Genomic DNA, 13,366 nt, shown 5'->3' with positions numbered 1-13,366 from the left:
GATCCGGCCCTTTCGGTCGCCCCGGCTCACCCGCCCCCGTCGCCGTCCTGTTCGCCGCCTCCCGTCTCCAGCAGCGCCATCAACGCCCGCGCCGCGGGGCTGGTCGCCTCCGGGGGCGGCAGCAGCGCGACCGTCTCGTACACCACCTCGCCCGCGCCCTTCAGCGGCAGCGCGGTGAGCGCCGTCCGCTTGTGCCGGAAGTGGCGCGGTACGACGGCGATGCCGAGGTTCTCGTCCACCAGGTCCAGCAGACTGTGCACGTCGTTGACCTCCAGGGCGACCGTCCGGCGGACACCGGCCGCGGCGAAGGCGGCGTCGGTGGCCCGGCGCGGCCCCCAGTCCGGGTGGAAGTCGACGAACACCTCCCCGGCGACGTCGGCCGGGCTCAGCGCCGCCGCGCCGCCGGTCAGCCGGTGGTCGGGGTGGCACAGCACGTACATCGGCTCGCCGGCCAGGGGGACGGAGCGCAGCTGGTCGCTGTCGGCCCGGGTGCGGTAGGCGAAGGCCAGGTCCAGCCGCCCGGCGGCGACCTCCTCGGCGAGCGCGCCCGAGCCGGACTGCCTCAGCCGGATCTCCACGTCCGGGTGCCGCCGCCGGAACGCCGCCAGCAGCCCCGCCACGTGCACGCCCGCGATGCACTGCTCGGTGCCCACCGCGAGCGTGCCCCGCACCACGCCCTGCACCGCGGCCACCGCCTCGTGGGCCGCCCGCACCTGCGCCAGGATCCGCTGCGCCTCGGCCAGCAGCGCGCGCCCCGCCTCCGTCAGCGTCACCCGGCGGGTCGTGCGCACGAACAGCGGCGCCCGCAGCTCCCGTTCCAGCGCCCGGATCGACGCCGACAGGCCCGACTGGGACACCATGAGGCGTTCGGCGGCCCGGGTGAAATGCTGGTCCTCGGCGACCGCGACGAAGTGCTGGAGGTGGCGCAGTTCCATGATTGAGAAGCGTATCCGCTGAATACCATCGGATTCTTCTGTTGGACCACTACCCGCAGGTCGCGACAGAGTGGACGGGGGCGTTCCCGAGAACCGACCACCCGGACCCACCACGCCGACACCCCGTCGGCACGCCCGGCGTCCGAGCCAACCTCTCCTGGAGTCGCGTTGTACACCGCACACCCCGACCGCTACGCGGACATGCCCTACCGGCGCACCGGACGCAGCGGCCTGAAGCTCCCCGCACTGTCGCTCGGCCTGTGGCACAACTTCGGCCCGGACCGGTCCGCCGAGACCCAGCGGGCGATCCTGCGGCGCGCCTTCGACCTCGGCGTGACGCACTTCGACCTCGCCAACAACTACGGCCCGCCGCCCGGCGCCGCCGAGACCGCGCTGGGCGGCTTCCTGAAGTCCGACTTCGCGGCCTACCGCGACGAGCTGGTGATCTCCACCAAGGCCGGCTACCTGATGTGGCCCGGCCCGTACGGCGAGTGGGGTTCGCGCAAGTACGTGCTGTCCTCGCTGGACCAGAGCCTGAAGCGGATGGGCCTGGACTACGTCGACGTCTTCTACTCGCACCGCCCCGACCCGGAGACTCCCCTGGAGGAGACGATGGGCGCGCTGCACTCCGCCGTCCAGCAGGGCAAGGCGCTCTACGTCGGCGTGTCCAACTACTCGGCGGAGCAGACCCGGGAGGCCGCCCGCATCCTCGGCGAGCTGGGCACCCCGCTCCTCATCCACCAGCCGCGCTACTCGATGCTGGACCGCCGGCCCGAGACCGGCGGCCTGCTGGACGCCCTGGACGAACTCCAGATCGGCTCCATCGTCTTCTCCCCGCTGGAGCAGGGCGTGCTCACCGGCCGCTATCTCGACGGCATCCCGGAGGACTCGCGGGCCGCGAGCGACAGCCCGTTCCTGAACTCCGACAAGCTCACCGGCGAACTGGTCGGCAAGCTGCGCGCCCTGGACGAGATCGCCAAGTCCCGTGGCCAGTCCCTCGCCCAGATGGCGCTGGCCTGGGTCCTGCGCGGCGGGCGCGTGACCTCCGCCCTGGTCGGCGCGAGCAGCGCCCGGCAGATCGAGGACAGCGTCGGCGCCCTGGACAACCTGGACTTCGAGGCCGGTGAACTGGCCCGGATCGACGCGGTGATCAACGGCTGAGCCACTCCGGCCGTCCGCGGCAGAGTGCGCCGCCGCCGCCGATGCCGCCACGGTGCGCTGACGTCGCAGGCGTCCCCCGACGGCCCCGCGGGTCCTGACAAGCCCGCGGGGCCGTAAGAAGTCGACGAAGTTCCGCCCCGCGACGGCCCCCGCGACTGCCCCGCCCCGGCCAGCCGTCCAGCCCCGCACGCGCGTCCGCGCAGGCCGGCGGCGAACTCCCGCAGCGCGACCCGGTGCCGACGACCTCCCCCGTCTGCTACCGGCAAACGCTTTCGGCCATGAACGCCACGGAATATGCCAGGAGACTGGCCGGAATGTCGTGGTGACAGTGTTTCAGATGTGAACATACTCGAAGGTCAGGGGCAGTTCACCCCACAGGAGCCGCACGGAAAGCGAGGCCGCACCGGCAGGCGAGCGACGGGGGAGAAGGTCGTGCACGACGAATTCCTGTGCCATGTCACCGCATACGGCGTCTGCGCCGGCCGGCGCATCGGCGTCCCGCTCGGCACCTACCGGGCCCCGACCCTGGCCCTCGCCCTGTGGTGGCTGCGGGATCGGGCCTCCTGGATCGCCGAACGGCTCGACCCCAGCCCCGACGACGAGGCCTTCCCGCCGGGCGCCCTCGTCCCGGTGGCCGACACCGTCGCCGACGTGCCCCGTCTGCTGCGCGCCTGGTGCGCGGATCCGGACCGGCAGGAACTGGTCGGCGACGAGTTGGCCGGCGGCCGGCTGGTGCGGATCGCCGTCAGCGACGAGACCACCGAGTACGAACTGCTCGCCGAGTCGGTCGACGCCTTGCGCATGCAGCGCACCATCCCGGCGCTGGTGCTCCCCGTCGGCTGACGAAAGCCTCGATTCCGTACTTCGAATGGGCGCACCAGGTGGCGAATCGATAGAATCCGGTCATGGTGGAGCGCCCGTTCGCCTCGACGGCTCCCGAACTCGTCCTGAACACCGAGACGGGTTCCACAGTGATGTTTCCCGGCCGCGACTACCACGTCGGCCGCGACCCGCTCAGCGACATCGTCCTCGACGACGCCCGGGTCTCCTGGCACCACGCGGTCCTGCGCCCCGAGGGCGACCACTGGACGGTGGAGGACGCCGACAGCACCAACGGCACCTACGCCGACGGCCACCGCGTCCACGTCTCGGACATCGGCCCCGGCAGCGTCCTGCGCTTCGGCAGCCCCGATGACGGCCCGAGCGTCCTGCTCACCGGCCACCCCGCCCCCGCCGCCCCCGAGCCGCCCGGCCCGGCCGCGGTGTCCGAACCCGCGCTCACCGGCACCTTCCGGCACCCCACCAGCGTCCGCCCGCTGCCCGCCCGCACCGTCCGCATCGGCCGCGCGCCCGACAACGACCTCGTCATCGACGACCTGGTCGTCTCCCGCCGGCACGCCGAACTGCACGCCCTGCCCGACGGCGGCTACGAGATAGCCGACCTCGAGAGCCACAACGGCACCTACCTCAACGGCCTGCCCGTCACCGCCGCCCCGATCGGCCCCGGCGACATCGTGGGCATCGGCCACTGGGCGTTCTGCCTGGTCGGCGACGAGCTCCAGGAGTACGTCGACACCGGCGAGGTCTCCCTCGACGTCCAGGACCTCACCGTCGCCGTCGAACACGGCCGCAAGGTCCTCCTCGACGACGTGTCGTTCCCGGTGGGGGAGAAGTGCCTGCTCGCCGTCGTCGGCCCCAGCGGCGCCGGCAAGTCCACCCTCCTCAACGCTCTCACCGGCCAGCGCCCCGCCGACCACGGCACCGTCGTCTACGACGGCCGCGACCTCTACCGCGACTACGCCGAACTGCGCCAGCGCATCGGCCTCGTCCCGCAGGACGACATCCTGCACCTCCAGCTGACCGTGCGCAGCGCGCTGGCCTACGCCGCCGAACTGCGCTTCCCGCAGGACACCGCGAGGGCCGAGCGCCGGGAGCGGGTCGAGGAGGTCCTGCGCGAACTCGGGTTGGAACAGCGCGCCGACCAGCCCGTGCACAGTCTCTCCGGCGGCCAGCGCAAACGCGTCAGCGTGGCCCTCGAACTGCTCACCAAGCCGTCGCTGCTCTTCCTCGACGAGCCGACCTCGGGACTCGACCCGGGCATGGACCGCTCGGTGATGCACATGCTCCGCGGTCTGGCCGACGACGGGCGCACCGTCATCGTCGTCACCCACAGCGTCCTCAGCCTCGACGTGTGCGACCGGCTCCTCGTCCTCGCGCCCGGCGGCAAGGTCGCCTACTACGGCCCGCCCGAGGACGCCCTCGCCTTCTTCGGCTTCACACAGTGGCCCGAGGCGTTCGAGGCCTTCGAACGCGACCGGGAACGCGACTGGGCGGGGGAGTACCGCGACTCGCCCTTCCGGCGGCACTACGTCGTCAACTCCAGCGCCCAGCCGCACCTGGACCGCGAAGGCCCCGTGATCATGCTGCCGCCGCCCCGGCCCCGGAGCCGGATCGCCCAGCTCGGCACGCTGGTCCGCCGCTACACGGCCGCGCTGATCGCCGACCGCACCTTCCTGATCATCATGATCGCCCTGCCGTTCGTGATGGGCGCCATGGCCCGCGCCCTCGCCGGCGGTCAGCTCACCCGGGACACCGCCATGAACGCGCTGCTCATCCTGTGCGTCGGCGGCGTCCTCACCGGCGCGGCCAACGCCGTGCGCGAACTCGTCAAGGAACGCACGATCTACCGGCGTGAACGCGCGGTGGGCCTGTCCAGATCCATGTACCTGATGTCGAAGGTCGTCGTCCTGGGCGCCGTCACGATCGTGCAGGCCGTCGTCCTGACGCTCGTCGCCCTGCTCGGAGCGGACCTCGACGCGCCTGGCGGTGAAGGCGTGCTGATGCCGCCGCTGATCGAGATCACCCTCGCCGTCGCCCTGCTGGCCTTCACGGCGATGATGCTCGGCCTGCTGGTCTCCGCGCTGGTGCGCAAAGAAGAGGTGACGATGCCGCTGCTGGTGCTGCTCGCCATCGTCCAGGTGGTGTTCTGCGGCGCGCTGCTGAAACTGGACGGCGTGCCGGGCCTGGAGCAGCTCGCGTGGCTGGTGCCCTCGCGCTGGGCGTTCGGCGCCATGGCCGGAACCCTGGACCTCGCCCGCATCGTCCCCGGCCACCTGACCGGCGACCCGCTCTTCAGGCACTCCGCGGGCGTGTGGCTGCTCGACATCGGCATGCTCGTCGTCCTGTCGGCGGTCTTCGGGTACGTCGTCTCCCGGCTGCTGCGCCGGCACGAGCCCGCCGTGATGCGGAAGTAGGCGATGCGATGGCGACCCCCGGCTTCCTGCCCACCCATGTCGTCCCCCCGCACGGGATGCCCGCCTGGGAGGCCCCCGACCCCGCCCGGCCGACCGTCTCCCTCGACGCGCTGCTGCCCGTACGGCTCACGGAACGGCGCGGCGACTGGGGGCACGTGCTGTGCGCCAACGGCTGGTCCGCATGGGTGGACGGCCGCCGCCTGATCGCCGTACCCCAGGACCCGCCCGGCACGGACGCCCCCCGCACCGCCGTCGCCGATCCCCGGCCCCTGCTCGGCCGCGCCGAACAGGCCCTCGCGCGCTACCGGGCCGCCGTCGAGGAACTCGCCGACGGCGGCCTCGACGGGGAGGCCTTCCGCCGCAGCACCAGCGGACTGCGCATCGGGGTCGTCGTCGACGGCGAGTCCATGTGGCTGTACGACCCGGCCGAGGAGCGCTGGGCGTACGGCGACGGCACCGGACTGAGCACCTACGCCGCCGACGAACCGCCCGCCCCGCCCGAGGACGCCGGACACGCCGCAACCGCCTCCGAGGACCTCGGGCACGCCCCCACCCGGGTCGTCACCCCCAAGAACGGACCCCGATGACCCGCGAGTCGAGCCTGTTCTCCGGCCGGCCCTCCGAACTGGTCGGCCGGGAGGTGGCGAGCTACCGCATCGAGGCCGAGATCGGGCGCGGCGGCATGGCCGTCGTCTACCGCGCCCGCGACCTGCGCCTGGACCGCACGGTCGCCCTCAAGCTGCTCGCGCCCGAGCTGGCCCGCAACGACACCTTCCGCAGACGGTTCACCCACGAGTCCCGGGTGGCCGCCGCGATCGACCACCCGCACATCGTGCCCGTGTTCGAGGCCGACGAGACCGACGGCGTCCTCTACATCGCCATGCGCTACGTCCCCGGCAGCGACCTGCGCCACCTCATCGACAGCCGGGGCCCGCTGCCGCTGCCGTCCGCGGTCCGCATCGCCGCCCAGGTGGCCTCCGCGCTCGACGCGGCGCACGAGCACGGGCTCGTCCACCGGGACGTCAAGCCCGGCAACATCCTCGTCGCGCGCGGCACCGACAGCGACCATCCCGAGCACGTCTACCTCACCGACTTCGGCCTGACGAAGAAGTCTCTGTCCCTCACCGGCTTCACCAGCGTCGGCCAGTTCGTCGGCACCCTCGACTACGTCGCCCCCGAGCAGATCTCCGGCCGCCCGGTCGACGGCCGCTGCGACGTCTACGGGTTCGCCTGCGTGGTCTACGAGACCCTCGCGGGCCGGCCGCCCTTCCGGCGCGACGACGACATGGCCCTGCTGTGGGCCCACCAGTACGACGAGCCGACCCCGCTGACCGAGCTGCGCCCCGATCTGCCCCCGCCCGTCGACGAGGTCTTCGCCCGGGCCCTCGCCAAGGCGGCCGAGGACCGCCACCCCACCTGCCTCACCTTCGTGGCGGCCCTGCGCACCGCCGGCGCCTCCCGTTCCTCGCCCCACCCCCCGACCCAGCCCCGCCCGCACCCCCCGCCCCCGCCGCCACCCTGGGCCACCCCGGTCATCGACGTCCCCCGCCACTGACGGCCCCGCACCGCCGTCCGGACGTCAATCCGCCCTCGCCCCGTCTTGCCGGCGCGCCGCCCGGGCCACCAGGCCGCCCAGGAACCCCGCGGCCACCCCCCACAGCAGAGCCAGCCCCAACGCCGTCCACACCCGGGGCCGCAGGAACACGTCCCCCGACAGCCCCCCGCCCCCCAGGTCGCTGATCCCGAACAGCGACAGTCCGTAGTGCGCCGAGACCCGCCCCAGCAGGCAGATCGCCAGCACCGTCACCGTCGACGCGACGCCCATCCGCACGGCGAGCCGCCACACCGGCGTCCGCCCCGGCGAACGGCCCGCCATCAGAGACGCCGCACCCACCAGCAGCACCGCGTCCAGCACGACCAGCCACCACACCCGGCCGTCCCGCTCGGCGAGCGTGCTCAGACTCAGCGTCGCGGTGTCCGAACCCCGCAGCACCTCGTCCAGCACCGGGGGCATCGGCAGCCCGAACGGCCCCTGCACCCGGCCCTCCCAGCTCGCGCCGAGCCCGACCGTGAACGCCGGCCACACCAGGTTGGGCAGCCCCAGCAGCACCACCGCGGCCGTCCGCGCCGGCTGGCCGCGACTCGCCGCTGCGACGAGGGCGGCCAGCACGCCCAACGCCACGCACGCGAGCAGCAGCGCCACCATCGCGAACGCCGCCGGCCGCACCGTCTCCCGCCGGCGCAGCAGACGGCCGGGCAGCGGCGCCCCGCTCGACACCAGCAGGGCCAGCACCAGCACCCCGGCCAGCCACAGCAGCCCCACCACGAGCGTCAGCGGCACGTTCGTCGTGAAGCCGACGCGCGGGGCCACGCCGAACACCTCGCCCAGGTCGGTCAGCGTGTCGTCGCCCAGCGGGACGGCGAAGGTCTGCCGGGCGGCGAGGGCCGCCGCCAGCAGACCGAGCAGGAACACCACGGCGATGCGTGCCGCCCAGCCCGCCAACTCCGCCGCTCCGGCGACCGCGCGATGACGCAAGGGCCGCAGAAACCCGGCGGCCGCCACCAGCGCCCCGGCGAGCGTCACCGAAAGCGGCATCACCGTCAGGCCCGCCCGCGTGTCGGCGATGCCGCCCGCGTCCCCGGACAGCTCGACCGTGCCGCCCACGGCCGTCACGACGGTCGCCGCGACCACCCGGGGGAAGGCCCCGTCGGGCAGATCCGCCGCCCCCGCCGCCCACAGCCCGAGCGAGGCCACGACGCCCATGACGGCCAGCGTGGCCAGGGCCGCGCCGAGCGCCTGCAGCCAGCCGTGACGACGGGCGACTGCCTGGTGGGAGGGGGTGGGCCGGCTCACCCTGCCACGCTAAGCACGCCGACGGACCCGCGCGCGTCAAGGAGAGCCGTCTGCGCCCCTCGGCCTCCCTCCGGGGGCGCCGTCCGCTTGCGGGCGGCGCACGACCGGAGCACACAATGGGGATGTTGTGGATCAAAACGGCGCATTTCGCCCGACAGTGCCGCCATGGACGACAGTGCCGCCGCAGACAGCGCGCAGGGCAACCGCGCGGGTGGGGAGTGCTCGTGAGCGTCGAACCCCCGGACGGCCGGGCGGGGTCCCGCCCCACCGGCCCGCCGTCGGGCCCCCTGTCCGGCCCGTCCCAGCCCCCGCCCGCCCCGCCCGGCGACTTCGGTGGCGGCCCTCCCGGCGGCCCTCCCGGCGGTTCGTCGGGCGGCGCCCCGTCGGCCGACGGCCCCGGACCGCACCGCCCCTGGTGGAAGGCCGCGTCGCGCACCGCCCTGCTCGCCGCCGCCCTCGTCGTCGCGGTGGTCGTCGCCCTCGTGGTGACCCTGACCCGGGGTGGCGGCGGTGGCGGCGGCGCCCCCGCGAGCCAGGGCGAGGTGTTCCTCCAGGCGGCGGGGGAGACCGGCCCGAACCCGTTCACCGAGTCCACCGCCACCGGCAGCTCCTCGCCCACCCCCGCCCCCACCGCCTCCGCTCCACCGTCCGGCAAGGCTTCCGCGCCCGCCAACACCCTGCGGGGCGTCGACGGCGCGACCCCGGGCCTGTACGGCGGCACCCGCAACGTCGCCGCGTGCGACGTGGAGAAACAGATCGACGCGCTCAAGGCGGAGCCCGCCAAGAACAGCGCGTTCGCCTCCGTCGCCGGCGTCGGACCCGCCGCCGTCCCCGCCTATCTGCGCTCGCTCACCCCCGTACGGCTGCGCATGGACACCCGCGTCACCAACCACGGCTACCGCGACGGCGAAGCCACCCCCTACCAGGCCGTCCTGCAGAGCGGCACCGCCGTCCTCGTCGACGCGCGCGGCGTGCCCCGGGTGCGCTGCGCCTGCGGCAACCCGCTCACCCCGCCCGTCGCCCAGCGGACCACGCCCCGCACCACCGGCGAGCCCTGGCCCGGATACGACGCCTCGAACGTCGTCGTGATCACACCGGCGGCGAAGGCCGTCGAGGCGTTCGTGCTCTACGACCCCGCCGCCCACGCCTGGTTCACCCGGGACCGCGGCGACACCGGTGACAAGGACCGCCCCGCCGAGCCCCCGGCGACCACGCCGAAACCGTCACCGAGCACCCTCGCGCCGAGCGACTCCCCGTCCGAAGGCCCGGGTTCGCCGTCCACCGCCCCCTCCCCGCCCGGCCCCGCATCGGAATCGCCCAAGAAGCCCGAATCGCCGCCCTCCGAGCCGCCCCCGTCCACCGAAGTGACGCGCGAGCCCGAGAGCGCACCGGAGAGCGCGCCGGAGACCGAGGAACCACAGCCCGAGCCGCCGCCGCAGACCGAGGCGCCCAGCGACTCGGCGCCCTCCTCGGCGGAACACGGCGTGACTCCCCGAGTGCCCCCGGGCTCCGCGACCGGCGAGCCCACGCTGTGAGCCACTCCATGCCGGCGCCGCACGAACGGGTGGACTGCGTCGCACGGCACGGGGTACGAGCAGTGGTGCAGCAGCGTCCGGCCAGTCCGGCCTCCTAGAGAGAAACGCATGATCGAGCACCTGGACGGGGCAGTGATACCGACTGGTTTCGACGTACCCGTGGAACCGCTCCGGCGAGCGGCGCACTACACCGGCGAGCCCGGTTGCATCGCCGAGGCGCGCGAGTTCGCCGCCCACTTCGTCGACAAGCTCCGCACGGAATGGTGCGCCGCCGTCGACGAGCGGCTCAACGGCGAACTCATGCTGGTCGTCAGCGAACTCGTCACCAACGCCGAACGGCACAGCAACGGCCCGTACATCCTGGAGCTGGAGGGCACGGACGCCGTCGTCTCGGTGGCCGTCTACGACAGCAGCGACGCGCTGCCCCTGCGCTACCCCAAGGACCCCCAGCGCATCGGCCAGCACGGCCTGGAGATCGTCCACGCGGTCGCCGCGGAGGTCACCGCCGAACGGGTGCCGGTCGGCAAGCGGGTACGCGCCCGGCTCACGCTCGGCGGGTGACCCTCGCGGCCGCTCCCGCGGCCGCCCCGCTCAGGCGCAGCCCAGCTCGCCGAGCATGCCGCGGCGCAGCCGCGCGATGATCCGCTTGATCAGACGGGAGACGTGCATCTGGGAGCAGCCGAGCCGCTCGCCGATCTCCGCCTGGGTGGCCTCCTCCACGAACCGCATGTGCAGGATCTCCCGGTCCCGCTCGCTGAGCTCCGCCATCAGCGGGGCGAGCGACTGGAAGTCCTCCACGAGCCGCAGCCCGTCCTCCTCCACGCCGATGAAGTCGGCCAGGACCGCCTCGCCGTGCTCGGGGCCGTCACCGGTCAGCGCCGCGTCCAGAGAGGAAGAGCTGTAGCCGTTGGAGGCGATCTGCGTCTCGACGACCTCCTTCTCCGGGAGGTTCATCAGCGTGGCCAGCTCGGCGACCGTCGGCTCCCGGTCCAGGCGGCCGGCGAGCTCGTCGCGCGCCTTCGCCAGCTCCACGCGCAGCTCCTGAAGCCGCCGCGGCACGTGCACCGCCCAGGTGGTGTCCCGGAAGAAACGCTTGATCTCGCCGACGATGTACGGCAGCGCGAAGGACGTGAACTCCACCTCACGGGAGAGCTCGAACCGGTCGATGGCCTTGATCAGGCCGATCATGCCGGTCTGGACGACGTCCTCCATGTCGTCGCCCCGGCCCCGGAAGCGCCCGGCCGCGAAGCGCACCAGCGACATGTTCATCTCGATGAGGGTGTTGCGCGCGTACTGGCGCTCGGGCGTGCCCTCCTCCAGCTCCGCCAGCCGGCGGAAGAACTGGCGGGAGAGCTCCCGCGCGTCGCGGGGGGCCACGGCGCGGGGGTCGTCGACCTCCGGGAGCGGCGCACAGCCCGTGCCGGCCTGGGCGGTGTCCTCGACGACCTGTGCCTGCGACCCGATCACGGCGGTGTGCATTGCCTCTCCCACGAATGTCACGTAGTCACGGTTCGATGTGTGCTGTGCCCGGTCCGGGAGGGGGCCGGGACGCCGAGGGCCTGCTTGCGGAGCGGATACCCCGACTTCGCCGACCCATGCCCAACTGGTTCCGGAACGGACCGGAACACCGGCCGGGGCGGTGGCCCGCGCTCCGTTTCCCCTCTGGGCGGAACGCCGGGACCTGTCCCCGGCGAGAGACGATTCTAGGCTGTGAGGGTGAACAATCAAGCGCCGAACACGGACCGTGTGATCCCGCTGCGCACCTCTGCCGAGCCCCTCTGGCGTGACCTCGTCGGCGAGGTCCTGCGCCGCGAGCGCCGGGCCCAGGGCCGCACGCTGAAGGACGTCTCCGACGCGGCCCGCGTTTCCGTGCCCTATCTGTCGGAGGTGGAGCGCGGCCGCAAGGAGGCCTCCTCGGAGGTCCTCGCGGCCGCCGCCCACGCCCTGGGCCTCGGCCTCGGCGACCTCCTGGCCCGGGCGCAGCGCGAACTGGCGCCGCCGCCCGCCGCGGCGCCGGCCCGCCTCGACAGTCACCGCTGTCGCCCCGCACGCCCGGCGGCCGCGCCGTCGAGGCGGTCGGCTCCGTCGGCGACGAGCGCCGCGCCGTACCGGGGGCTCGCCCTGGCCGCCTGACCCGTTCGGGGGCGGCGCGCGGCGCGGCCGATGAGTTCCGGCGCGCGGACCGGTCGACACTGATGACCGCGCTCCGCGCCCGCCCCCTTCCAGGAGGACCCCATGACCACCGACGGATTCACCACGTGCCTCTGGTTCGACGGCCAGGCCGAGGAAGCGGCCCACCACTACGCGTCGATCTTCGAGAACTCCGGCGTCGGCCGCGTCACCCGCTACAGCGAGGCCGGTCCGGGCGTCCCCGGCACCGTGCTCACCGTCGAGTTCACCGCGAACGGCCAGAGGTTCGTCGCCCTCAACGGCGGCCCGGAGTTCAAGTTCAACGAGGCGGTCTCCTTCCAGATCGACTGCGCCGACCAGGCGGAGGTCGACCACTACTGGAGCAGGCTGCTGGACGGCGGCGGCGAGCCCGGCCCGTGCGGCTGGCTCAAGGACAAGTACGGCGTGTCCTGGCAGGTCGTCCCCCGCCGGCTCCAGGAGATGATCGACGGCCCCGGCGAGAAGGCCGCCCGCGCCATGAAGGCCATGTTCTCCATGGGCAAGCTCGACATCGCCGCCCTGGAGAAGGCCTACGAAGGCCGATAGCCGACCCGCCGCCCGCCGCCCGCCGCCCCACCCTTCAGCCGTTCGGCGCGCGGGGCGGCAGGCGGGTGGATAGCGTGAGGAAACAGACGATCCACCTCGTGGAAGGGCCGCGCCATGGCCGTGCAACCTGAGGGAGCGCCCTGCTGGGCCGACGCGATGTTCAGTGACATCGAAGGAGCCAAGAGCTTCTACGCCGAGGTCCTCGGCTGGACCTTCGGCGAGTCGTCGTCGGAGTACGGCAACTACACGCAGGCATACGCCGACGGCAAGGCGGTCGCCGCCGTCGTCCCGCCCATGCCCGGACAGGAGGGGCAGTCGCAGTGGTGCCTCTACCTCGCCGCCGAGGACGCCACGGCCACCGCCGCGAAGATCCGTGAGAACGGCGGGGAGCTGCTGATGGAGCCGATGCGGGTCGGCGAGTTCGGCAGCATGTGCCTGGCCCGCGAGCCCAGCGGCGCCGTCTTCGGGGTGTGGCAGGCGGGCGCCCACGAGGGCTTCGAGTCGATGGCCACGCCCGGCGCGTACGCCTGGAGCGAGGTCTTCACCCGCGAACCGGAGAAGGCCGACGCGTTCTTCTCCGCGGTCTTCGGCTACCGGCAACAGCGCATGGAGGGCGAGGAGATGGACTTCCGCCTCTACGACCTCGGCGAGCGCCCGCTGCTCGGCCGGATGAGGATGGGGGACGAGTTCCCGCCCGAGGTCCCCTCCTACGTCAACGTCTACTTCACCGTCGCCGACTGCGACGACGCCGTCGCCAGGGCGACCAAGCTCGGCGGCGTCCTGCGGTTCGGCCCGATGACCACCCCGTTCGGCCGGTTCGCCGCCCTCAGCGACCCGCAGGGCGCGAACCTGTCGGTGATCGATGTCACCACCACCGAGGGCGAGCCCCCGCGAACCACCGAGGTGTCCTGA

13 protein-coding genes are annotated in these 13,366 nt (G+C 73.4%); 10 read left to right on the top strand and 3 right to left on the bottom strand.

Annotation, left to right across the window (positions count from 1 at the left end):
- Positions 1–26: 26 nt before the first annotated feature.
- A complete protein-coding gene (locus ACIRS4_RS09250; RefSeq protein ID WP_404192294.1) occupies positions 27–935 on the bottom strand; it encodes a LysR family transcriptional regulator in 909 nt (302 codons plus the stop codon).
- Between the two features lie 168 nt (positions 936–1,103).
- Here ACIRS4_RS09250 and mgrA point away from each other — a divergent pair, with 168 nt between their 5' ends.
- The 5 genes from mgrA to ACIRS4_RS09225 all read left to right on the top strand — a co-directional run bounded on the left by mgrA (position 1,104) and on the right by ACIRS4_RS09225 (position 6,905).
- Positions 1,104–2,096 carry an L-glyceraldehyde 3-phosphate reductase gene (mgrA, locus tag ACIRS4_RS09245; protein ID WP_404192292.1) on the top strand — a complete coding sequence of 331 codons (993 nt, stop codon included), beginning with the start codon at positions 1,104–1,106 and terminating at the stop codon, positions 2,094–2,096.
- Positions 2,097–2,528: 432 nt separating this feature from the next.
- Complete coding sequence (locus ACIRS4_RS09240; RefSeq protein ID WP_404192289.1) at positions 2,529–2,939, top strand: hypothetical protein; 411 nt, start codon at positions 2,529–2,531, stop codon at positions 2,937–2,939.
- A gap of 62 nt (positions 2,940–3,001) precedes the next feature.
- Positions 3,002–5,350, top strand: a complete 2,349-nt coding sequence (locus tag ACIRS4_RS09235) for an FHA domain-containing protein (RefSeq protein ID WP_404192286.1) — start codon at positions 3,002–3,004, stop codon at positions 5,348–5,350.
- An 8-nt stretch (positions 5,351–5,358) separates the two neighbouring features.
- Positions 5,359–5,937: a hypothetical protein gene (locus ACIRS4_RS09230; protein WP_404192284.1), complete on the top strand. Its 579-nt coding sequence runs from the start codon at positions 5,359–5,361 to the stop codon at positions 5,935–5,937.
- On the top strand, positions 5,934–6,905 hold the full coding sequence (locus ACIRS4_RS09225; RefSeq protein ID WP_404192282.1) for a serine/threonine-protein kinase: 972 nt from the start codon (positions 5,934–5,936) through the stop codon (positions 6,903–6,905). The genes ACIRS4_RS09230 and ACIRS4_RS09225 overlap by 4 nt, the downstream gene beginning before the upstream one ends.
- A gap of 24 nt (positions 6,906–6,929) precedes the next feature.
- Here ACIRS4_RS09225 and ACIRS4_RS09220 read toward each other — a convergent pair whose 3' ends face one another.
- On the bottom strand, positions 6,930–8,204 hold the full coding sequence (locus ACIRS4_RS09220; RefSeq protein WP_404192279.1) for a streptophobe family protein: 1,275 nt from the start codon (positions 8,202–8,204) through the stop codon (positions 6,930–6,932).
- Between the two features lie 224 nt (positions 8,205–8,428).
- Between ACIRS4_RS09220 and ACIRS4_RS09215 the strand changes: the two genes are divergently transcribed.
- Together ACIRS4_RS09215 and ACIRS4_RS09210 are read left to right on the top strand one after the other, a co-directional pair.
- Positions 8,429–9,739 (top strand): DUF6777 domain-containing protein, encoded by a 1,311-nt coding sequence (locus ACIRS4_RS09215; RefSeq protein WP_404192277.1) that lies wholly within the window; start codon positions 8,429–8,431, stop codon positions 9,737–9,739.
- 108 nt (positions 9,740–9,847) lie between these two features.
- The gene (locus ACIRS4_RS09210) at positions 9,848–10,300 is read left to right on the top strand and encodes an ATP-binding protein (protein WP_404192275.1); all 453 of its coding nucleotides are present in this window, start codon (positions 9,848–9,850) and stop codon (positions 10,298–10,300) included.
- A gap of 30 nt (positions 10,301–10,330) precedes the next feature.
- Here ACIRS4_RS09210 and ACIRS4_RS09205 read toward each other — a convergent pair whose 3' ends face one another.
- Positions 10,331–11,218: an RNA polymerase sigma factor SigF gene (locus ACIRS4_RS09205; RefSeq protein ID WP_404192272.1), complete on the bottom strand. Its 888-nt coding sequence runs from the start codon at positions 11,216–11,218 to the stop codon at positions 10,331–10,333.
- Between the two features lie 237 nt (positions 11,219–11,455).
- Here ACIRS4_RS09205 and ACIRS4_RS09200 point away from each other — a divergent pair, with 237 nt between their 5' ends.
- The 3 genes from ACIRS4_RS09200 to ACIRS4_RS09190 all read left to right on the top strand — a co-directional run bounded on the left by ACIRS4_RS09200 (position 11,456) and on the right by ACIRS4_RS09190 (position 13,366).
- Positions 11,456–11,872 carry a helix-turn-helix domain-containing protein gene (locus tag ACIRS4_RS09200; protein ID WP_404192269.1) on the top strand — a complete coding sequence of 139 codons (417 nt, stop codon included), beginning with the start codon at positions 11,456–11,458 and terminating at the stop codon, positions 11,870–11,872.
- A gap of 102 nt (positions 11,873–11,974) precedes the next feature.
- Positions 11,975–12,454: a VOC family protein gene (locus tag ACIRS4_RS09195; RefSeq protein ID WP_404192266.1), complete on the top strand. Its 480-nt coding sequence runs from the start codon at positions 11,975–11,977 to the stop codon at positions 12,452–12,454.
- A gap of 114 nt (positions 12,455–12,568) precedes the next feature.
- A complete protein-coding gene (locus tag ACIRS4_RS09190) occupies positions 12,569–13,366 on the top strand; it encodes a VOC family protein (RefSeq protein ID WP_404192264.1) in 798 nt (265 codons plus the stop codon).

The organism is Streptomyces sp. NPDC101166 (assembly GCF_044768125.1).
Classification (GTDB): domain Bacteria; phylum Actinomycetota; class Actinomycetes; order Streptomycetales; family Streptomycetaceae; genus Streptomyces.
The sequence above is the reverse complement of the archived record's forward strand: the minus strand, read 5'-3'. Positions and strand labels throughout refer to the sequence as shown.

What these genes read in the sequence shown, in the direction of transcription:
- ACIRS4_RS09250 (WP_404192294.1), bottom strand. Translation starts at nt 935, where the DNA reads ATGGAACTGCGCCACCTCCAGCACTTCGTCGCGGTCGCCGAGGACCAG.
- ACIRS4_RS09230 (WP_404192284.1), top strand. Translation starts at nt 5,359, where the DNA reads ATGGCGACCCCCGGCTTCCTGCCCACCCATGTCGTCCCCCCGCACGGG.
- ACIRS4_RS09205 (WP_404192272.1), bottom strand. Translation starts at nt 11,218, where the DNA reads ATGCACACCGCCGTGATCGGGTCGCAGGCACAGGTCGTCGAGGACACC.
- ACIRS4_RS09195 (WP_404192266.1), top strand. Translation starts at nt 11,975, where the DNA reads ATGACCACCGACGGATTCACCACGTGCCTCTGGTTCGACGGCCAGGCC.
- ACIRS4_RS09190 (WP_404192264.1), top strand. Translation starts at nt 12,569, where the DNA reads ATGGCCGTGCAACCTGAGGGAGCGCCCTGCTGGGCCGACGCGATGTTC.
- ACIRS4_RS09210 (WP_404192275.1), top strand. Translation starts at nt 9,848, where the DNA reads ATGATCGAGCACCTGGACGGGGCAGTGATACCGACTGGTTTCGACGTA.
- ACIRS4_RS09225 (WP_404192282.1), top strand. Translation starts at nt 5,934, where the DNA reads ATGACCCGCGAGTCGAGCCTGTTCTCCGGCCGGCCCTCCGAACTGGTC.
- ACIRS4_RS09235 (WP_404192286.1), top strand. Translation starts at nt 3,002, where the DNA reads ATGGTGGAGCGCCCGTTCGCCTCGACGGCTCCCGAACTCGTCCTGAAC.